Source organism: Nocardia sp. NPDC020380, from assembly GCF_044386975.1.
In the GTDB taxonomy this organism is placed as follows: domain Bacteria; phylum Actinomycetota; class Actinomycetes; order Mycobacteriales; family Mycobacteriaceae; genus Nocardia.
The window spans coordinates 603,580-623,772 of record NZ_JBIRVQ010000007.1 but is presented as its reverse complement, the minus strand read 5'-3'; the positions used below and the strand labels follow the sequence as shown (position 1 = coordinate 623,772).

Sequence of the window (20,193 nt, the reverse complement as noted above, 5' to 3'; positions counted from 1 at the left end):
AATCTCCTGGGATCGGTCAGTTTTCGATGCGGCAGGTGGCGCAGTGCGCGTCGGGGGAACAGCGCGGATCGGGGAGCAGAGCCTGAACCGGGCAGTCGAGCGTGGCGGCGATGAGGATGAGGTCGGCCGCTTCGAAGGTGGCGGGGGCTGCCATGCGGGCCGCGAACACGAGGCGGGAGATTCCGATTCGGTGAGCGAGCTCCGATTGCCCGACACCCGCCTCGGCCATCGCCTGCTCGATTCGATTGCCGACGCACTTACCCATCCAGTCCACGAGACCGCCTTCCACCCCAGGCCCAGCGGTGACACGCACCCGCTTCGTCGCAGGATGTGGCACCATTTCAGCTAATGTTCGAACGTATGTTCTATTATTCGAGTCGGTGGGGCATTGATTCAACGCTTCGCCTCCGCACAATCCGTGACCCAGATTGAATACAGAACGCAATACAAAAACTTGAAGGAGGCGAGAACGGTTGACGGACAATCCCTTTGGTGACTTCATTCGTCAACGTCGGAGAGATCTGGGGCTGACGCATGCCGAGCTCGCGCGCCGGGCCAATTTCTCGGTCTCACTGATCGAGAAGATCGAGGCCGGCACGCGGCCACCCACCTTCGACACCATCCAGGTGCTGTTCGACCGGCTCGATGTCCCGCAGATGTTTCGCAAACACATCCTCGGGCTGAGTGTGCCCGGCATCTATGGGGCCGGCGCGCCGGGACAGCCGAGCGCCGCGGACCTCACCGACCTCGACAGCCTGCATCATCCGGCCAGCTTCTACGTGGTCCCGACTTTCACCGTTGTGGCTGCCAATGCCGCGTTCCGGCATACGTTTCCGGGGGGCGGGCCCGGGACGAGTTTTGTCGAATGGATGTTCCTGAACCCGGATGCACGCACTGTCGTCGTCGACTGGCAACCCGAGGCTCAACGCCTCATTCAGTGCTTACGCATGTTCGCACCTGCCCCCGCGGCCAACCGGGAGCTCCGCGAACTCATCGGCCGATGCCAGCAGTCCGCAGACTGGGATGGCCTGTGGAACAACGCCTTCCCCATTACCGCGCCGGATACCGGCCGGATTCAGCTGCGTGGCATCGGGAACGGCCGGACGCGAAGCATGGGAATTCGTTTGTACTCTCCGGAGTATCCGGCCCGCCCGTGGTGGATGTGCCGGCTCCTGGCAAGCCCTGCGTAATGGGTGGGTCCCGCCCCCGGATGAGGGGAGTCCGGGGGCGGGACCCGTTGCGCCCCTTGCGCTGCGACCGGTGTCTGCTACCGCGGACCACCTGCGGGAGACGGGCGCGCTGGAAGGGGCGGGCATGCGGCAAGCTCTGAACCCGCTGTCGAACCGATGGGATGGTTTCGGGGGCTGGCCGCATGGGTCGGGACGGCGGGGCGCCGTTAGATTTCTTCCTCCAGGGTGGCGGGGATTTTGTAGGTCGCCGGGGGTGGGTCCTGGCCGGGGACGTGGAGACGGAGGAAGGCCAGGAGTTCGTCTATGTGGCTTTGGAGGGCTCGGATCAGGCGGATCGCGTCTCGGAAGCGGCGTTGATCGGTCAGGGCCTGGTCTTCCAGGGCCGCTACGCGTTCTCGGAGTTTGGCTACCTCGCGGGCCTGCCAGGCGGTCACCGCGCCGATGATGGTGGCGATGGCGACGCCGGTGGCTTGGATGAGTTCGGGGCTGACGGACATGGGATCAGCCCTCACCGGCCGGTTTCGAGAGGGGGGTGACGGCAGGCCTGATCGCGGCGCCGGCGATAACCGGGGTGAAGAGGCCGTAGAGGGTGAGGACGGCCTCGATCCAGTCGGTGTTGACCTGGCGGCCGAGGACGTAGGCCACGATGCCGGTGACTGCGACCAGGATCGAGCGGACTAAAGCAGGTTCAGGAACCTTGGTGATACGCATAGTGTTTCCTTCCAGCGGGAGGCGGGCGCGGTCATTGCGCCGCCTGCGGGCCGGGGTTGGCGAGGTGATTCGCCAGTCCGGCTACGGCATCCACGAGGGTGAGGTTCTCGCCCTGCGGATTCGTGCCGAGTTGGGGCCAGCCGTGGCCGTTCGGGCCGTGCAACTGGGTCCAGATTTCGGTGACCTTGCGGTAGAGGTCGGATTGTTCGGAGTCGGTCAGGGCCATGAGTCCTCCATCGGTGGGGTGCGGCGTGCCCAGCAGGCAGCACAGGTCGTCGAGGGTGCCGCGGAAGGCGTCGGCGTCGACCGAATGGCCTGCCACCAGGGCGGAGTCGGTGAACTGGAGCAGGTCCACGGCCTTGCCGCCGAAGCCGTTCCAGAACGACGAGTCGTCGCCGGGGTAGAGGTCGGTCGCGGCGCCGCGGCCGTCGACGTAACTGGATTGGATGAGGCCGGGGACCTGGGAGAGGTCGGGGCTGCCGATCTGCTGCCAATACCAGCGGGGAATGTAGGACAGGTCCAGGCGGCGGCCGCGGGCGTTCAAGGCCTCGACGAAGGCCCAGAAGGTCGAGATGTCACCGGAATCGGCTTCGAAGTCGACCATGGTGGGGACGTCGCCGACGTGTTCGAGGAACAGCTCGGCCTGGGCCGCGACATCGCAATCGCCGCGCAGATAGTGGTAGCCCGCGATGAAAAGGCCGTTCGCGCAGGCGGCTTCGCGGTAGGCCGGCCAGGTGGCGTCTACGAAGTAGTCGCCCTCGGTGACCTTGGCGAAGACGAAGGCGAAACCCTCGCGGGCCACCTCGGCCATATCGATATCGGGGCCGTTGTTGTTGGAGATGTCGATGCCGAAGATCGTCACTACGGGCCTTTCACGTGGTGGCAGCCGGATCGGTCGGGGAGTCACAGCCCGAACAGCGGGAGCAGCAGCGGAAGCAGATCACCGACCAGCTTCACGATGTCCTGGAGAACTACGAGCATTGCGTCTCACCTCCTCTCGAATGATCGGGAGTCGGGTAGCAAAAAGGCCCGCCGGCAAGCGATTAGCCTGCGGGGCGAGCCTTGAAGGTTTCCCTCAGGGGGGAAGAAGGCGCAACTGTGGCGCTGCAATCAGTCTCACCTAAGCGATCTTGAAAGTCAAGCCCTGGTTGCGGAATTCGCCTTGACCAGCACTGATTCCCGCGAATGAGACTGGGCTACAGACTTTTTCGAGCCGCGCCGCTGACGGGTCGGATAAGCCAGGTGCGCGTCCAGGACCTCGCCGACGACATAGAGTTCCGGCCAATCGATCGCCCACGGGCCCGGGACCGGGCGAATGCGGCCGGCATCGCGCAGCGTCTGGAGCCTTCGGACCGTCACGTTGTGGAACTCCTCCCCCAGCTCCTTCGCCAGGGTGGCGATGCCGGAGATATTCAGGCGCGCGCGACGGGCGGCCGCGAGGCCTGCGGCGTCGACCGTGATGCGTTGCGGTGGCGGGCAGACGATCTGCTCGGCAGCTTCTGCGGCGGAACGGATTTCGTCGGGGGCCGTTTCCGCGCCCTCGGTCAGGGCCAAGGCGATGATGTTGCGCTCGAGCCAGCGGGCCAGGCCGGCTGTGGAGGTGGGGCCCGAATAGTCCAGGGCGCGCTGTTCGCAGATCAGTCGTACCCAGGAGACCAGGACGGCGTGCAGCCGGTCGCGGACGGCGGCGGCCTTCGGGCTGAACGGGAGCGGCTGGTCGCTGGTGCGGGAGTGCAGGCGGTAGTTGGGGTCACCGAGGCGGGCACGACCGGCGACCGCATCCTCCAGATCGGCTGCCAGTTCGGGGATTTCGCGCAGGAGGGCAACGAGGTCGCGGAGGGCGTCGGTGCGCAGGTACAGGTGGTCCGACTCGTCGTACTGCATCACGCGACCTCTCGATTGATGGTTTCGGCGAGCCGGGCGGCATGCCCGGAACGCACGTAGTCGTCGGTGTGGCGGCCGTCGATCAGATAGCCGCGCGCATACGCCAGGGCGCCGGTCCAGGCGCTGACGTTCCTGGGGGTCCACCAGCGCTGGAGTCGCCGGTGGCGGGCGATGTCGATCAGTCTGCGGCCCCACCGCAGTGCGGCGTCGGGGCTGGTGAGGCAGAAGTATTCGGACAGGTCCGCAATCAGGCGGAGGGCATTTCCTGCAGGTAGAGCGGTGATCGGATCCCCTGGGGCCGCAGCCCAGAAGGCGGGGACGTTGCCGATCCAGCGCTGGCCGGCGATGCCGTAGCCGCCGGGGTCGACGCCGACACATTGACCCGCCGGGCGGAGCGGATCCGCGATGAGCGCGCAGGCTTCGATCTCCAGATCCGGCCACAGGCCGCGGCCGATCTCGGCGGCCACATCGCCGGCGATTGCGGCGCCTTGCGAATATCCAGCTATCACAATTCGCCCGGGCGTGGCGGCGATGGCGTCGAGTAGCGCGGCCTTCCCCGCGGCGCTGCTCTCCGAAAAAGACACGGCCCGGCCGTAATCCGCCGGGTAGGGAATCATGCGCGGCGCGAAGCGGGCGAGATCCAAGGTGCGCGCGAAGGTTTCGGTGACCGGATCGCCCTGCGGCGCCCAGGTGCCGCCGAGTATCAGAACCTCGATCATGCGGCGGTGCTCCGCCCGCGGCCGCGGCGCGATCCGGTGTCCTGCGGCAGGAATTCGTCGGGGCTGCGGTTCAGGGCGTACGCGACGATCGCCAGCTCGGTGACCAGGAAGGCGGCCGAGCCGGTGAGCTTCGAGGCCAGGACTGCCGTGGAGAGACCGGTGTGGGCCGAGAGCCGCACGAGGCTCATATCGGCCATGATCATCGCCTGTGACACACGTAGGGCGATATGTCTGTTGAGCAAGTCCATACGGGCCACACTAAGGTCCGTATGGACCTGTCTCAAGTCCGTATGGGACCTTTACCGGATCGTTATGCTTTATAACGATCCGCTGTGAACCTGCTTAGAGGTGTTTGCAAGAATGCCGTTCGGACTTCATGATGGTCCGTATGGAATTGCAGGACCTCCACGACGGCATCAACCGGGCAGTGGGTGATGAGCTCCGGGCCGCGCGCGCACGACGCAGCCTCACTCGACCCCAGCTGGCCGCTGCCTCTGGCGTGGCGGTCAGTACGATTCAGCGCTTCGAAAACGGGGAGCGCTCACCCGATATGCATCAGCTCTTCGCGTTATGCAGTGCACTCGGCGTCTCGCCATTGGAAATCATGAACCGAGCCGTGCAGTTCGTCGAACGAACCCGGTAGCAGATCCCCGAACTCCCAGCCCAGCGCATTCGCCGCCAGGAACAGGTCCGCAATCGTCGCCTCACCGCGCACGATTCGCTGCGCCGTCTCGATTCCCAACCCCTCGGCCACGATCGTCAAGGCCTCGTGATCGAAAATTCGAACGAACCACGCCACCAGAGCGTCTGCGGACACCGTGCAACTCCCCTTCGTAAAGATCCGCCAGCGCGGACTGCCAACCGACCCGATCAAGTCATGAAAAGACCGCCGACGAGTCGATGGTGGCAACCTGGCGCAACGCCGAGCCGGCTCGATCCCCATCGGACAGCAACACCCCACCGCGCGACCTCCCGACAATCGCCACGGCACGCCCACACTCAACGCATACTTCCACCTGTCCGTGATGCCCTGCGGTGCATCACCTTCGGGTAATGCTGCCGGGCGGAAGTATACACAAACGGACATTGAATTCTTGAGTTCCGCTCTTGCGCAACGGATCTAGCCATTCCACCTGCGATAGCAAGTTAACCGCGAGTTATCGCCCGCTGGAATATGCCGGACGGAACCTTCACCAACTGTTTTCCACCTCGGCAAATGGGTTCTTCCGACCGTCAGCAGGCTTTCACCGCGTTTTGACCACGGCGTGATCAGTAGCGGGTGTTGGGCTCGGCGGGTGGGGTGGGCGTCGATGCCGTGCTCGGGGCGACAGTGCCGGGCGGGACCGGCTGGACCGGGACAGCGGGAGACGCCGGGTCCGGAGAGCCCTTGCGGGAACCCAGGATTCGGAAAAGGTTGTTGAGCAACGGGGTCAGGTTGGGGGGTGTCGGGGCAGGGGTGCCGACACGGGTGCGGGGGTTGGGCCTGACGGGAGCTTGGCCCGGAAGGGGAGGAGCGGCCGGATCCACCGTGCCTGGGGAATTCGGAGCGGCGAGGGCGGGATCCGGGGCGGTGCGCGGTGATGCCGGGTTCGCCGGGGCGTTGGGGTCCACCGGGACAGGGGGATTCGCCGGGGCGCTCGGGTCCAGCGGGGCGTTCGGGTCGGCCGGCGCAGCGGGACCCGCGGAGGCGTTGGGGTCGAGTTGGGTGTTGGGGTCCAGGGGGGCGTTCGGGTCCGGTGGGGTGGTGGGGTCGGGTGGGGTGGGGGCGGCGGGGTTTGGCGGGGGTGCGAGGTCCGGAAGGGTTGGGAGGGAGGGCATTCGGGGGGCGGGGAAGTCGGAGATTGCGGGGCCGACTTCCATTGCCGAGGCGGGGGTGGGGGTGCTGCCGTCGGGAGCGGCGGAGTATTCGGTGCGGAGGATGTGGTTGTCGTGCACCAGGACTCGGCCGGTGGTGGCTTGGACGGCGGTGGTGGTGCGGGGGTCTTCCTTGTCGGTGCCGGGGTACATCTGGCAGTCGGTGGTGTCGCAGGTTTCGGCGTAGGGGTAGCGCTTTTCGGCTAGGGCGTAGGAGCGGGCGGCTATGGCTTGGGCTTTCAAGGCTTCGGCGCCGCCTTGGTCGGCCCAGTCGGGGACCATTTCGGCGGGGACCACGCCGCGGAGGTAGTCGTCTATGTCGACGTCGTTGACGGTGCGGGCGGCGCCGTTGTCGAGGGCTACGCCGAGGTCGCCGCGGTAGGCGTTGCCGCCGCAGATTTCGAGTTGTTCGTTCGCGGGGCGGTCGGTGCCGTCGGCGGTGGGGTAGGCCCAGGGGTCGTCGGTGTCGCCTTCCCAGAGGGTGTTGCCGTCGCAGCCCTGGGTGATGGTGACCTTGGCGCCGGTGGCGGTGGGGTCGAGGTGGGCGGCCTGGCCGGGGATGACACGGCGGCCGGCGACGAAGAAGGGGGATTCGGAGATGATGTCGAGGGTTTTGTCGTCCTGGCCCTGCAAGCGGACTCGGATGGTGGCGGCGCCGATGGTGGCGAGGTCGGCGCCGGGGTAGTAGTTCGCGAGGATGCGGTCGACATTCCAGCCCTGACCGGCCAGGTCGAAGGCGCCGTTCTGGCTCATGCCGCGGCCGTGGCCGACGCCCGCGGTGACACGGAAGGCGCCATCCGGCCAGGCCCACAGCAGGCCCGCGGCGCCGCCGGTGAAGGTGACGGCGGTGACGGATAGGACGATCAGGCGGCGCCGTCGGAGGCGCCCCTGTAGGTAGCCGTTCGGCATGTCATACCCGTTCTTTCTGAGGTCAGGGCTACATTCGAGTTACTCACAAACCTAATCCTCAACCATACGTTCAGATTTTGTGACTGTTGGGACTAGTGTGATCGTTGACGCGTCCGGAATCAACATTGACGGCCCGGCGATGTTCATGAGTTTCAGCTGAATGAGGGAGATGCTCGTGCCGTACCGCAGACCGAAACGCCCCTACGTCCTTCCGGTTGTCACCGTGCTGGCCATAACGGCGCCGTTCGGCCTACTGGCCCTGAGTGACACCCGAGATGTCCAGAACGCGGATGAGAGCAATCTGGCAGCTATACCAGCGGAACTCGCCGAGGTGGCATTGGCCTCGGCGCCGGACATCACGCTGCCGTTGCGCGAACTGACCGGGCTGAACCTGCCGGACCTGCACCTGTCCGATCTGCGAATGTTGCCGCTGCCCAAGTCGATTCCCGTACCGCAGGGACTACCCCTGCCACCGGGCGTGCGACTACCCAGCGAGATTCCACTACCCCGACTAGGGCAGAACCAGCCCGGATTCATCGCGGACCCGGCACCGGCCGCCGACTCCCCCGCCGCACCGAGCGATCCCGCCGCACCGCAGGGGCAGGTCGTACCCGGGGATCCGAACGCGCCCGCACTCAACTCCGGGGCCGTGCCGCGCGACCTCGTCGACAAGGTCGGCGCGCAGGTCAAACTGCTCACCCGGGACAAGCCGTTCAGCATGGTCGCGCTGACCGCCAAGGACATGATCGGGACCACCGCCATGATCCGGGCGCAGCGACCCGACGGCACCTGGGGGCCTTGGTATTCCGCCGAACCGGAAGAAGGCCGGGATACGCCGGCCAAGAAATCCGGCACCGAACCGATCTACGTGGGCAACACCAAGGCCGTGCAGGTACTGACCACCCGCAAACCCGCGGCGCCCGTGGACGATGCCGCGCCGCTGGTCGGGCAGTCCGATCCGGCGCAGGTCGATCTGCAGAAGCTGGCCGCGGTCCTCATCGATCCGGGCCGCGGCTCCATCGACGAGAACCTGTCCGCCGTGGCGGCGCCGCTGCCCGGCGGCGGGCCCAAGGTGATCACGCGCGCGCAATGGGGCGCGGACGAATCGCTGCGGTGCGAAGAACCCACTTACGACGATGCCGTCAACGCGATCACGGTGCACCACACCGCGGGTCGCAATGACTACACCAAAGCCGAATCCGCCGGCATCGTGCGCGCGATCTACGCCTATCACGCGAAAACACTGGGCTGGTGCGATATCGGCTACAACGCACTCGTCGACAAGTACGGGCAGATCTTCGAAGGCCGTTACGGCGGAATGGACAAGCCCGTCGAAGGCGCGCACGCGGGCGGATTCAATATCAATACCGCGGGCGTCGCATTCATGGGCGACCACGAGGACGATCCGCCGACCGATATCGCCGTGCAATCCATGACCCAGTACATCGGATGGCGCGCCAAGGTCGCGGGCATCGACCCCGAAGGGTCGACCACCATGTACTCCGAGGGCAGCGACTACACCAAATACCCGCTGGGCCAGGCCGTGAAATTGCCGAACATCTTCGCGCACCGCGACGTCGGCAACACCACCTGCCCGGGCGACGCCGCCTACGCGCTCATGGACAAGATCCGCGCCATGGCCGAGACCGCCGCGGGCGGAGTGTCCGCACCGGCCACCACCCGGCCGCGGCCGGTGCCCGGGCAGAATGCGGGCAACCCCAATCCGCAGACCGCGCCCAGCAGCCCGGACGCCGGCTCCGATCTGGCGGCGCTCGCCGATCTGACGCAGAAGCTGCTCGGCATGCTGGGCCGGAGCTCGGTGGCGCGCTACTGGAACCAGGAAGGCGGCGCGAACGGGCCACTGGGACAACCGAAATCGGAACCAGTGGCCACCGCCGACGGCGGGCAGTACGCGCAATTCGTGAACGGCTACGTGTACTCGACGCCGGACGGGCAGGTGTTCGCGGTGGTCGGCAAGATCCTGGAACGGTTCCTGCAACTCGGCGCGGGCGCGGGCGTGCTCGGCTTGCCGACCAGCAACGAGTACCCGGTGCCGAACGGGGCGCGGACCGACTTCCAGCACGGCGCACTGCTTTTCGACAAGGTCACCGGGATCGTGACGACCGTGCTGCAGAACTTCGGCGCGGTGCAGAACCCGGCCACCCCGGTAGCACCGGTCACTCCGGTGGCGCCGGCCACCTCGACCGTGCCGAGCATCGTCGCCGTACCGCCGGCCGCGGGTACGCAGGCACCGGACAAACTGCCACAGGCTGCCGGGCGCTAAGACCCGGAAAGCACGGCACCTCGGTCCGCCACACGCACGACGCGCCGCATCCGTACCCCGGAGGCGGCGCGTTCTGCTGTAACCGGCTGCGCGGCAGCGGCTCTCACACCCACCAGCGTTCGAGGATGCGAGCGACGCCGTCCTCGTTGTTGGCGGCGGCGATCTCGTCGGCGGCGGCCTTGGCTTCCTCGTGGGCATTGGCCATGGCCACGCCGTGACCGGCCATGCGGAGCATCGGGACGTCATTGGGCATGTCGCCGAAGGCGATCAGGGCGGAGTGCTGGACGCCGAGGCGCTGAGCGACGGTGGCCAGGCCGGTCGCCTTGGAGACGCCGGGGGCGGATAGCTCGATGAGGCCGTTGTCGGTCGAATAGGTGAGGTCGGCGCGGCCGGTCAGATGCGGTTCCAGGACCTCGCGCATGTAGGCGCTGGACGCGCCCGCCAGGCGGATGAGCATCTTGATGGCCGGGGCGGCGATCACCTCGGCGCGGGAGACCTGGGTGTCGTCGGGGTTCAGCCAGGCGTGCTGGTACTCCGGGGAGCTCACGAACTGGGGGGTCGCCGCATCGTGGGCGGTGGCGCCGACGCGTTCGGTGGCCAGGCCGCAGCCGGGGAGCAGGGACTCGGCGAGATCGCCCGCCCAGGCGAGGGTCTCCACGTCGAGGGTGCGGGATTCCAGAATGCGGTCCGAGGCGCTGTCGTAGATGACCGCGCCATTGCCGCACACGCAGAGCGGTGCGTAACCGAGTCCGTCTACGACGGGGTCGATCCATCTCGGGGGTCGGCCGGTGGCGAGCACGAACGGCACGCCGTCCGCGATGAGTGCATCGATCGCGGCCTTGGTGCGCGCGCTCACCTGCTCGCTGTGGTCGATCAGCGTGCCATCGACGTCGGAGGCGACCATCTTGGGTTTCGGCAGGTGGAAGAGTGTCACCCACTCCATGCTATCTGGCCCTCCGCTGCGCTCCGGGCCGGTTCGCGGCCCCGAAGTCTCGATTCTTCCCTCCCTCCGCTCCACTCAGTCCAGAATCGAGCCGGCCGCGAACATAACGGCCGGTGCCCCGCGCGCGTGCTGGGCGGATGCCGCACGCTGTCCCTATGATTTGGGGCTAGTGACTCGACCCGGAAGGGAAAGATGGCCGGATTTCTGCTGCGACGTGCCCTGAACTATGTCGTATTGCTGTGGCTGGCATCGATCCTGGTGTTCACTGTCGCGTCGCTCACGTTCACCCCGCTGGATTATCTGGAGCAGCGGAATCCGCGGCCACCGCAATCGGTGATCGATTCCAAGCGGGCCGAACTGCATCTCGACGATCCGATCCCGCAGCGGTACCTGGCGTGGGCCGGCGGCGTCGTGCACGGGGACTTCGGGAAGACGCTCGCGGGACAGCCGGTGAGCGACGAGCTCGGCCGGCGCATCGGGGTGAGCCTGCGGCTGCTGGTGGTCGGTTCCATCGTGGGCACCGTGCTGGGTGTGCTCATCGGTGCGGCGAATGCCATCCGGCAGTACAAGTTTAGCGACTACTTCAGTACCGTGCTGTCGCTGCTGCTGTTGTCCACACCGGTCTTCCTGCTCGCGACATTGCTGAAATACGGTGCGCTGGAAATCAATCTGGGCACCGGAAGACAGATCTTCCTGTACACGGGCGAGACCTCCGCGACCGCCGTGCAGGGGCTCTGGAATCAGATCGTGGACCGCTTCCAGCACATGGTGATTCCGACGCTCGGCCTGGCGCTGGGCGCGATGGCCGGCTACAGCCGCTATCAGCGCAACGCCATGCTGGACGTGCTGGGCGGCGATTTCATCCGCACCGCCCGCGCCAAGGGCCTCACCCGCAGCCGCGCACTGTACAAGCACGGCCTGCGCACCGCCCTCATTCCGATGGCCACGCTGTTCGCCTACAGCTTCGGCGGTCTCATCACCGGCGCGACCTTCACCGAGAAGATCTTCGGCTGGCACGGCGTGGGTGAGTGGCTGGTCGACGCCATCAATGCGCAGGACATCAATATCGTGCTGACGGTGACCATCTTCACCGGTCTGGTGGTGTTGCTGTCCGGCCTGCTGTCCGACATCGTGTACGCGATCCTCGACCCCCGGGTGCGTGTCTGATGACCGATGTGGAGACCATCGTCCAGGGCGCACCGCAGGTCGCGTCGGGGCGGCGCAAGCTGGTGTGGCGGCGCTTCCTGCGCAACAAGGTCGCGGTCACCTCGCTGGTGATACTGATCCTGCTGTTCGTGGCGGCCTACACGCTGCCGCATTTCCTGCCCTACTCCTACACCGATCTCGATACCGCGAACACCTATCAGCCGCCGGGGCCGAAGCATTGGTTCGGAACCACCTCGATCGGTGAGGACGTGCTGGCGCAGACGCTGCGCGGCCTGCAGAAGTCGCTGGTCATCGGTTTCGGCGCGGCCATCATCTCGGCGCTCATCGCGACCCTCGCGGGATCCATGGCCGGGCTGCTGGGCGGCTGGCCGGACCGGGTCATCATGTGGCTGGTCGACATCCTGCTGGTGGTGCCGAGTTTCATCATGATCGCGCTGTTCGCGCCGAAGACCAAGGGCAACGGCAACGTACTGCTGCTCATGGTGCTCATCGCCGTGTTCGGGTGGATGGTGTCGGCGCGCATCGTGCGCGGGCTCTCGCTGAGCCTGCGGGAACGCGAATTCGTGCGGGCCGCACGGTATATGGGCGCCTCCACCTGGACCATCATCACCACGCACATCGTCCCGAACATCGCCTCCATCCTGATCATCGACACCACGCTGGCGGTCGGATCGGCGGTCATGGCCGAAACCGGGCTGAGCTTCCTGGGTTTCGGCGTGCAGCCGCCGGACGTGTCGCTCGGCTCGCTGATCGGCAAGAACGCGACCTCGCTCAACTATCCGTGGATGTGGGGGTTCGCGGGTCTGTTCCTGGTGACCATCGTGTTGTGCGCCAACCTCATCGGTGACGGACTGCGGGACGCCTTCGACCCGACCGCCAAGCGGGCCCGGGCCAGGCAGACACGAAAGGCCGGGCGCCTGAGCGGTCAAGCCCGAAGGCGCCGCTCCGCCTCCCCGCGCCTGCGAAGCGTATCCACGCAGGGCTCCGGTCAGGCGCGAAAGGGCACAGCATGAGCCAGGATTCGGCCGAGCAGACGCGGACCGAAGAAGCCGTCAAGACCACCGCTCCGCTGCTGGAGGTCTCCGACCTGCGGGTGTCCTTCCCCGGGGAGGAGGGGCGGGTCGACGCCGTCCGCGGGGTGAACTTCACCGTCAACGACGGCGAAGTGCTGGCCATCGTGGGCGAATCCGGGTCCGGCAAGTCGGTGTCGTCCATGGCCGTCATCGGGCTGCTGCCCGAGCAGGCCCGCATCCAGGGCTCGATCCGGCTGCGCGGCCGGGAACTGCTGGGCCTCGGCGACAAGCAGATGTCGAAACTGCGCGGCAGCAAGATCTCCATGGTCTTCCAGGACCCCCTCTCTGCACTCACCCCCGTGTTCCGCATCGGCGACCAGATCGCGGAAGCCCTGCTCGCACACGGGAACATGGGCAAGAAGGAAGCCGCCGCCCGCGCGGTGGAACTGCTCGAACTGGTCGGCATTCCGGATGCGGCGCAGCGCGCCAAGGCTTTTCCGCACGAATTCTCCGGCGGCATGCGTCAGCGCGTGGTCATCGCCATGGCCATCGCCAACGATCCCGAACTCATCATCTGCGACGAACCCACCACCGCGCTCGATGTGACGGTGCAGAAGCAGATCCTGAATCTGCTGCGCAAGGCGCGCGACATCACCGGCGCGGGCGTCATTTTCATCACCCACGACATGGGTATCGCGGCCACCCTCGCCGATCGGGTGGGGGTCATGTACGCCGGGCGTATCGTCGAAACCGCCCCGGCCACAGAGCTTTTCCTGCATCCCCGGATGCCCTACACGGTGGGCCTGCTCGGCTCGATCCCGCGCATGGACGGCCCGCCGCGGGCGCCGCTGATCCCCATCGTCGGCGCACCGCCCGCCATGCACGCGCTGCCGCCCGGCTGCTCGTTCGCGCCGCGCTGCCCGATCGCCATCGACGACTGCCTGGTCGCGGAACCGCCGTTGCAGGGCACCGGTCCCGGGCACAGCGCCGCCTGCATCCGCACCGCCGAGGTCGGCAGCGACGGCCTGTACACCGCCTTCCGCCAGGAGATCGCTACCCCGGACGTGGTCGCGGAGGTCGACACCTCGCAGGTCGTCCTGCAGGTGAGCGAGCTGTGCAAAACCTTCCCGCTCACCAAGGGTGTGGTGTTCCGCCGCGTCGTGGGCGAGGTGAAGGCGGTGGACCACATCAGTTTCCAGGTGCGCGCCGGCCGCACCCTGGCCCTGGTCGGCGAATCCGGATCCGGGAAGTCGACCACACTCACCCAGATCATGGATCTGGTGCGGCCGGAGAGCGGCAACATCGAGATCCTCGGCACCGACGTCACGTCGCTGACCAAACAGCAGCGGCGCGATATCCGCCGCAAGATGCAGATCGTGTTCCAGGACCCCTCGTCCTCACTGGATCCGCGGCTGCCGATCTCGGATGTGCTGGCCGAACCGCTGCGCATCAACGGGCGCTCGCACGAGGAGATCAACCGGCGGGTGCCGGAACTGCTCGAACAGGTCGGCCTGCGACCCGAACACGCCGACCGGTACCCGGCCGACTTCTCCGGCGGGCAGAAGCAGCGCATCAATATCGCCCGCGCGCTCGCGCTGGATCCGCAACTGCTGGTGCTCGACGAACCCGTGTCCTCCCTGGATGTCTCGATCCAGGCGGGCGTGCTCAACCTGCTGCGCGACCTGCAGGCCGAGCGCGGGCTGTCGTATCTGTTCGTCTCCCACGACCTGTCCGTGGTGCGTAACCTGGCGCACGATATCGCGGTCATGTATCGCGGGCAGATCGTGGAATACGGTCCGGCGGAACGCATTTTCGCCGCACCCGAACACGAGTACACCCGCGCACTGATCGACGCGGTGCCGGTTCCGGTGACGACCCGATAGGAGGATGTCGGATGCGCCTCGGACCAACCTGTGCGGCACTGATTCTCGCCGGCGGACTCGCACTCGCCGCCTGTAGCGGCGGCGCGCCCACACCGACCGGGAACGGCTCCCTCGGCAGCACCGCGGACATCAACACGCATCCTCGCGACGACCTCCAGGACGGCGGCAACCTGCGGCTGCCCACCCCCGAAGTCCCCGTCAATTGGAACGCCCTCCAGATCGACGGCAACGACGGCGATTACGCGGAAATCGAATGGTGGATGATGCCGCGCGCCTTCAGCACCGACGCCGCCGGTGACCTCACCATCAACCACGACTACTTCACCGACATCCAACTCACGTCCACCGATCCCCAGGTCGTCACCTACACCATCAACCCGAAAGCGGTGTGGTCCGACGGATCGCCGATCACCTGGCAGGACCTCGCCTCCCAGGCGAACGCGCTGAGCGGCAAGGACAAGACCTTCCAGATCGCCATCGCCAACGGCTTCGACCGGGTGTCGAAAGTGACACGCGGCGTGGACGACCGGCAGGCCGTCATCACCTTCGACAAGCCGTACGCCGACTGGCGCGGCCAATACGCCGGCAACAGCATGCTGTACCCGAAATCGGTCACAGCCACCTCGGATTCGTTCAACAAGTCGCTGGTGAACGGGCTCCCGCTGTCCGCCGGACCGTTCCTGCTGAAATCCGTCGACCGCACCGGCGGCCTGATCACGCTGGCCCGCAACCCGAAATGGTGGGGCAACACCCCCAAACTCGACACCGTCACCTTCCGGGTGCTGGACCGCAGCGCCTGGACCCAGTCGGTGCAGAACAAGGAACTCGACGCCGCACTGCTCAGCACCGTCAACGATCTGCAGAGCCTGCGCGGCATCCCCGGCGTCACCATCCGGCACGCGCCGCTGAACCGGTGGCGGTACTTCGCCTTCAACGGCGCACCCGGCTCCATCCTCGCCGATCCGCAACTGCGCGTGGCCATTTCGAGGGCCATCGACCGGCAGACCATCGCCGACACCATGCAGAAAGGGCTCGTCGACAAGCCACAGGCCCTCGACAACCACGTCTTCCTGCGCGGCCAGCACGGCTACCAGGACAACAGCCTCGGCTTCGATCGGGAGGCCGCCGCCAAGGAACTCGACGCGCTCGGCTGGGTGAAACAGGGCGACAACCGGTTCAAGGACGGCAAGAAGCTGACCATCCGGGACGTCTTCTACAACGACCCCACCTGGGTGCAGATCGCCCAACTCATCCAGCAGGACCTCGCCCAGGTGGGTGTCGAACTGACCATCGACACGCGGCCCGCGCAACGCTTCTTCACCGACGTCATCCAGCCCGGCGACTTCGATGTCTGCCAGTTCGTGCTGTCCGGGGACGCGTTCGTGTTCAGCAGCATTCCGCAGGTGTTCGCGCTGAACCCCAATGACCTGCAACTCAATTACGGTCGCATCGGATCACCGGAGCTGAACACGCTCATCGACCAAACCCTGTCCGAACTGGATCCGGACAAGGCCATTCGGATGGCGAACCAGGTGGACCGCAAGGTCTTCGAAGAAGGCCACTCCCTGCCGCTGATGCAGGACGAGGGCAACTTCGGGGTACGGTCCGACTTGGCCAACTTCGGATCCGCGGGGCTGGCCTCGTACGACTACACCAGCATCGGGTTCCTGAAATAGCCCGAGCGCGAAGCAACGACAGCCGTAGCGGCGGAAGGAGCGGTCCATGCGGATACGTTCGACCACGATTCGATTGGCGATCCCGCTGGTCGCCCTCGGGCTGATCGTGACCGGGTGTAGCTCGAGCAGCGGGCCGACCAGCAGCGGAGTGCTCGGCACCACCAACGACATCAATCCGCATCCGGTCACCGACCTGAAGGACGGCGGCAATCTGCGGATGCCGCTCACCTCCTTCCCGGCATCGTTCAACTTCCTGCAGGTGGACGGCACCGTCGAGGACACCAGCGATGTGATCGCGCCACTGCTCGGATCGCCGTTCGTCACCGACGCGGCCGGGCAGCCCAGCGTCGACCACAACTACTTCACCGACGTGCAACTGACCGGCACCAACCCGGAAGTGGTCACCTACACCATCAATCCCAAGGCGGTGTGGAGCGACGGCAGCCCCATCACCTGGGAGGACATGCGGTCGGAATGGCAGGCGCAGAACGGCACCAACAAGGACTTCCAGGCCTCCTCCACCACCGGCTACGACCACATCTCGAAGGTGGATCGCGGCGTCGACGACCGGCAGGCCGTCGTCACCTTCTCCAGCCCGTACTCGGAATGGAAGGGCCTGTTCGGTCCGCTGTACCCGAAGGCCGCCACCGAATCGCCGCAGGCGTTCAACGATTGGGCGCGCAATACGCTGCCGGTCAGCGCCGGGCCGTTCATAATCACCAACCTGGACCGCACCCAGAACCGGATCACGCTGGGCCGCAACCCGAAATGGTGGGGTGACACCCCGAAGCTGGACTCCATCACCTTCAGCGTGCTCGACTACAGCGCCATCATCCCGGCCATCCAGAACAACGAACTCGACGAGGGACCGGCCTCCGGACTTCAGGCGGTCACCAGCGCCCGCAATACGCCGGGCGTCGAGGTGCGGCACGCGCCCTCACCGGGCTACTCGTTCATCGCCTTCAACGGCGCGCAGGGCTCCTTGCTCGCGGACGTGAAACTGCGGCAGGCGCTGGCCAAGGCGGTCGACCGGCAGACCATCGCCGCCGCCTACCTGCACGGCATCGTCGACAACCCGCAGGCGCTGAACAATCACATCTACGTCGCGGGACAGAAGGGCTACCAGGACAATTCGCAGGTGGTCGCCTTCAACCTGGACCAGGCCGGCAAGGAACTCGACGCGCTCGGCTGGGTGAAGAACGGTGACATCCGCGAAAAGGACGGCAAGAAGCTGGAATTGCGGGATGTCATGTACCAGCAGGACGCCTGGGTCGACATGGCCAAGATCATCCAGTCCGACTTCCAGAAGATCGGCGTCAAGCTCGATATCCAGACCATTCCCGGCCAGGGCCTGTTCACCAATGTGATCGACCCGGGCAATTACGATCTCGCGCAGTGGAGCATCGGCAGCAGCGCCTTCCCGCTCGGCGCGCTCAAGCAGTTCTTCTACTACGACCCCAACAACTGGCTGGACAACAAGACCAAGATCGGGTCGCCCGAACTGAACTCGGTCATCGACCAGGCGCTGTCCGAACTCGACCCCGACAAGGCCATCGAACTCGCCAACAAGGCCGACCAGATGATCTGGGCCGAGGTCTACTCGCTGCCCATCAACCAGCCGCCGGGCATGACCGCCGTCCGCAAGGAGGTCGCCAACTGGGGCTCCTTCGGGCTCGCCACCCCCGACTACACCAAAGTCGGCTTCCTGAAGTGAGTTTCCGGCTGGGTCATCCCCTGGCCTACCCGCTGCTCGTGACGATCGGCGCCCTCGCGGTATGTCTCGCCTGGGCGCCGTTCGGCGATTCGGAGCAGGTGGCCATGCTGGCGGCGGTAGCGGTGGTCATCGTGGGGTACAGCGGGTTCCGGTTCGCGGTTGGGGCGGGGGTGCTGCCTGCGGGACTTTCGGACGCGCGGACTGGGACGCATACGACGGAGGGCGGGCGGGCCGTCGCGGTGCGGCGGGTGCGGCAGCAGCATCGGCTGGTGAGCCGATCGTGGCTGGAGTTCACGCTGGGTGGGAAGAAGCGGTGGCTGCCGGTGTATTTCGAACCGGCCCTGGCCACGCTGGATCAGGGGACCGCCGAATTGAGCGGGCGGACAGTGCGTATCGATGGGTTGCGGGTGTATCCGGCGGGGCGCGTGCGGGATTCGGAGCCGGTGGGGCGGCTGATCGACAATCCCGCGCGGCCCGGGGTACAGGCCGTGACTGCCGCGGCTCGGGCGGCGGGTATCGGGCGGCGGCTGTTGCTGGATGCGCAGTCGGCCATTGCCGGGCCGTTCGCGGGATTGCTGTGGGTTTATGTGGCGGGTGGGGGGCTACCGGCCTTCGCGGGCGCGACCGTCGTCGCAGGCGTCACCGCCACCTGGCTGGCGGCGGTGCGCGGGTCCGACCCGAGCTGAATTGCCGGTCAGCGGATGTCGCCCCTCGCGGGCTGGTGGATACGAGTGTGCGCCCGCGGATGCGGCACCTCGCCGCTAGCGGATGAAGCGCCAGGCGAGCAGGGCCGCCAGCACGTAGCAGCCGGCCATTACGCCGAAATCGTCTGCGGCGCCGCCGTACCAGCCGGCGATGGCGAACAGGGCACCGGCGACGGCCACACCTACCAGGGTGCCCATCTGGCGGTTGGCGTTCAGGGAGGCGCCCGCGATGTTCGCGTGGCTCGGGCCGGCGGCGGACATCAGGCCGGTCGTCATGGCCGGGACACTGATGCCGACGCCGAGGTGCACGACGCCCATCACCACGACGATCAGCCAGTACGGCGTGCCCGGGGACAGGAGGGTCAGCGATACCGCGCCCAGGGCGCCCGCGGGCAGGCCGATCAGCATGACGCGGCGGGCGCTCACCCGATCGCCGATCCGGGCGAAGATCAGATTGCCGATCAGGAATATGCCCATGATCGGCAACAGCTCCAGGCCCGCGGTGAACGGCCGGGCGCCGCGCGCATTCTGGAAGAACAAGCCCAGCAAGAAGATTCCGCCGAAACAACCGAAGTTGATGAGGAAGCCGATCGCGTTCGATGCGGTGAAAACGCGGTCCCGCAGCAATTCCCGCGGAATGATCGGCAGCACCGCGCGACGCTCACGCAGCACGAACACGGTGGCGGCACACAGGGCGAACACCGCCGAGCCGATGATCGGCGCGGAACCCCAGCCGTAGACCGGGCCCTCGATCAGCGTGAAACACACTGCGGCCAAGGTGAGAATGCCGACGGCGTGACTCAGGACCGTCACGCGCACGGGGATCGCGGGCGGCGCACTGACAATGCGCTGCGCCAGCAGGAAACCCGCCAGGCCGATCGGGATATTGACCATGAAGATGCTGCGCCAGCCGAGGGTGTCGACCAGAATGCCGCCCACCACCGGACCCAGCCCGGCCGAAATCGACACGATGGCCGCCCACAGACCCAGCATGCGGGCGCGGCGGCCGGGCTCCGGGAACGAAAAGACCAGCAGGCTCAGGGAACTCGGCATGAACATGCCCGCACCCACGCCCTGCAGCATGCGCGCGCCCACCAGCATGCCGCCGCTGACCGCGAATCCGCAGACCGCCGAGGCGATGGCGAAAACCGCCAGCCCGGCCAGATACATGCGTTTGGCGCCGACCCGATTAGCGAGGGAGCCCGACAGCAACAGCAGCGACGCGAAGGTCAGCGTGTAACCGTCGATGGCCCAGGTCAATCCGGACAACGAGAGATGCAGGCCGGCGCTGATACCCGGGCCCGCGATATTCACCACGGTGGCGTCGAGGGTGGCCATCACGAAGCCCAGCGCCAAGGCGCCCAGTGTGACTCCGGCGGGATGACGCTTACCGGTGCGTTCGACCGAAACCGCTGTCGACGAGCTCATTTCACACACGGTAAGAGCTGGAGCACACTCCAGCTCAACCGTTTTATCAGCATGTGAGATGCCTGTTCAGGGTGTCTTCTCCCGGTGCTGGACACCTGCCCCGAACAGGCTCCG

At 66.6% G+C, this 20,193-nt stretch carries 20 protein-coding genes; 9 read left to right on the top strand and 11 right to left on the bottom strand.

The genetic code is table 11. The features are described from left to right. Window positions 1-16: 16 nt before the first annotated feature. Complete coding sequence (locus ACH438_RS22510; protein WP_397008158.1) at window positions 17-274, bottom strand: hypothetical protein; 258 nt, start codon at window positions 272-274, stop codon at window positions 17-19. Window positions 275-473: 199 nt separating this feature from the next. Here ACH438_RS22510 and ACH438_RS22505 point away from each other — a divergent pair, with 199 nt between their 5' ends. Then, window positions 474-1,190 carry a helix-turn-helix domain-containing protein gene (locus ACH438_RS22505; RefSeq protein ID WP_397008156.1) on the top strand — a complete coding sequence of 239 codons (717 nt, stop codon included), beginning with the start codon at window positions 474-476 and terminating at the stop codon, window positions 1,188-1,190. A gap of 206 nt (window positions 1,191-1,396) precedes the next feature. Here the strand turns inward: ACH438_RS22505 and ACH438_RS22500 are convergent, their stop codons facing one another. The 6 genes from ACH438_RS22500 to ACH438_RS22475 form a co-directional block, all read right to left on the bottom strand. Then, complete coding sequence (locus ACH438_RS22500) at window positions 1,397-1,687, bottom strand: hypothetical protein (RefSeq protein WP_397008154.1); 291 nt, start codon at window positions 1,685-1,687, stop codon at window positions 1,397-1,399. Between the two features lie 4 nt (window positions 1,688-1,691). Continuing rightward, window positions 1,692-1,901: a hypothetical protein gene (locus ACH438_RS22495; protein WP_397008152.1), complete on the bottom strand. Its 210-nt coding sequence runs from the start codon at window positions 1,899-1,901 to the stop codon at window positions 1,692-1,694. 31 nt (window positions 1,902-1,932) lie between these two features. Then, on the bottom strand, window positions 1,933-2,763 hold the full coding sequence (locus tag ACH438_RS22490; protein WP_397008150.1) for a glycoside hydrolase family 25 protein: 831 nt from the start codon (window positions 2,761-2,763) through the stop codon (window positions 1,933-1,935). 275 nt (window positions 2,764-3,038) lie between these two features. Next, entirely contained in the window at window positions 3,039-3,785 is a 747-nt protein-coding gene (locus ACH438_RS22485) for a hypothetical protein (protein ID WP_397008148.1), read from the bottom strand. Then, the gene (locus ACH438_RS22480) at window positions 3,785-4,504 is read right to left on the bottom strand and encodes an alpha/beta fold hydrolase (RefSeq protein WP_397008146.1); all 720 of its coding nucleotides are present in this window, start codon (window positions 4,502-4,504) and stop codon (window positions 3,785-3,787) included. Before ACH438_RS22480 ends, ACH438_RS22485 begins: the two co-directional genes overlap by 1 nt. Continuing rightward, the gene (locus ACH438_RS22475; RefSeq protein ID WP_397008144.1) at window positions 4,501-4,752 is read right to left on the bottom strand and encodes a hypothetical protein; all 252 of its coding nucleotides are present in this window, start codon (window positions 4,750-4,752) and stop codon (window positions 4,501-4,503) included. Before ACH438_RS22475 ends, ACH438_RS22480 begins: the two co-directional genes overlap by 4 nt. Before the next feature lie 128 nt (window positions 4,753-4,880). Here ACH438_RS22475 and ACH438_RS22470 point away from each other — a divergent pair, with 128 nt between their 5' ends. Beyond that, entirely contained in the window at window positions 4,881-5,147 is a 267-nt protein-coding gene (locus tag ACH438_RS22470; protein WP_397008142.1) for a helix-turn-helix domain-containing protein, read from the top strand. Here ACH438_RS22470 and ACH438_RS22465 read toward each other — a convergent pair. Both ACH438_RS22465 and ACH438_RS22460 read right to left on the bottom strand, forming a co-directional pair. Next, on the bottom strand, window positions 5,073-5,321 hold the full coding sequence (locus ACH438_RS22465; RefSeq protein WP_397008254.1) for a hypothetical protein: 249 nt from the start codon (window positions 5,319-5,321) through the stop codon (window positions 5,073-5,075). The genes ACH438_RS22470 and ACH438_RS22465 overlap by 75 nt on opposite strands. 452 nt (window positions 5,322-5,773) lie before the next feature. Further along, complete coding sequence (locus ACH438_RS22460; RefSeq protein WP_397008140.1) at window positions 5,774-7,267, bottom strand: SpoIID/LytB domain-containing protein; 1,494 nt, start codon at window positions 7,265-7,267, stop codon at window positions 5,774-5,776. A gap of 169 nt (window positions 7,268-7,436) precedes the next feature. Here ACH438_RS22460 and ACH438_RS22455 point away from each other — a divergent pair, with 169 nt between their 5' ends. Beyond that, window positions 7,437-9,551: an N-acetylmuramoyl-L-alanine amidase gene (locus tag ACH438_RS22455; RefSeq protein WP_397008252.1), complete on the top strand. Its 2,115-nt coding sequence runs from the start codon at window positions 7,437-7,439 to the stop codon at window positions 9,549-9,551. A gap of 103 nt (window positions 9,552-9,654) precedes the next feature. Here ACH438_RS22455 and ACH438_RS22450 read toward each other — a convergent pair whose 3' ends face one another. Next, window positions 9,655-10,494, bottom strand: coding sequence for an HAD family hydrolase (locus ACH438_RS22450; protein WP_397008138.1), 840 nt, complete (start codon window positions 10,492-10,494; stop codon window positions 9,655-9,657). A gap of 192 nt (window positions 10,495-10,686) precedes the next feature. Here ACH438_RS22450 and ACH438_RS22445 point away from each other — a divergent pair, with 192 nt between their 5' ends. From ACH438_RS22445 to ACH438_RS22420, 6 genes are read left to right on the top strand one after another with little or no spacing between them, the layout of a single operon-like run. Continuing rightward, window positions 10,687-11,661, top strand: coding sequence for an ABC transporter permease (locus ACH438_RS22445; protein WP_397008136.1), 975 nt, complete (start codon window positions 10,687-10,689; stop codon window positions 11,659-11,661). Next, a complete protein-coding gene (locus ACH438_RS22440) occupies window positions 11,661-12,674 on the top strand; it encodes an ABC transporter permease (RefSeq protein WP_397008134.1) in 1,014 nt (337 codons plus the stop codon). The genes ACH438_RS22445 and ACH438_RS22440 overlap by 1 nt, the downstream gene beginning before the upstream one ends. Further along, the gene (locus tag ACH438_RS22435) at window positions 12,671-14,557 is read left to right on the top strand and encodes an ABC transporter ATP-binding protein (protein WP_397008132.1); all 1,887 of its coding nucleotides are present in this window, start codon (window positions 12,671-12,673) and stop codon (window positions 14,555-14,557) included. Before ACH438_RS22440 ends, ACH438_RS22435 begins: the two co-directional genes overlap by 4 nt. An 11-nt stretch (window positions 14,558-14,568) precedes the next feature. Continuing rightward, window positions 14,569-16,233: an ABC transporter family substrate-binding protein gene (locus ACH438_RS22430; protein WP_397008131.1), complete on the top strand. Its 1,665-nt coding sequence runs from the start codon at window positions 14,569-14,571 to the stop codon at window positions 16,231-16,233. 46 nt (window positions 16,234-16,279) lie between these two features. After that, on the top strand, window positions 16,280-17,947 hold the full coding sequence (locus tag ACH438_RS22425; protein WP_397008129.1) for an ABC transporter family substrate-binding protein: 1,668 nt from the start codon (window positions 16,280-16,282) through the stop codon (window positions 17,945-17,947). Next, complete coding sequence (locus ACH438_RS22420) at window positions 17,944-18,633, top strand: hypothetical protein (RefSeq protein ID WP_397008127.1); 690 nt, start codon at window positions 17,944-17,946, stop codon at window positions 18,631-18,633. Before ACH438_RS22425 ends, ACH438_RS22420 begins: the two co-directional genes overlap by 4 nt. Window positions 18,634-18,708: 75 nt before the next feature. Here the strand turns inward: ACH438_RS22420 and ACH438_RS22415 are convergent, their stop codons facing one another. Next, window positions 18,709-20,079, bottom strand: coding sequence for an MFS transporter (locus ACH438_RS22415; protein ID WP_397008125.1), 1,371 nt, complete (start codon window positions 20,077-20,079; stop codon window positions 18,709-18,711). Window positions 20,080-20,193 lie beyond the last annotated feature (114 nt).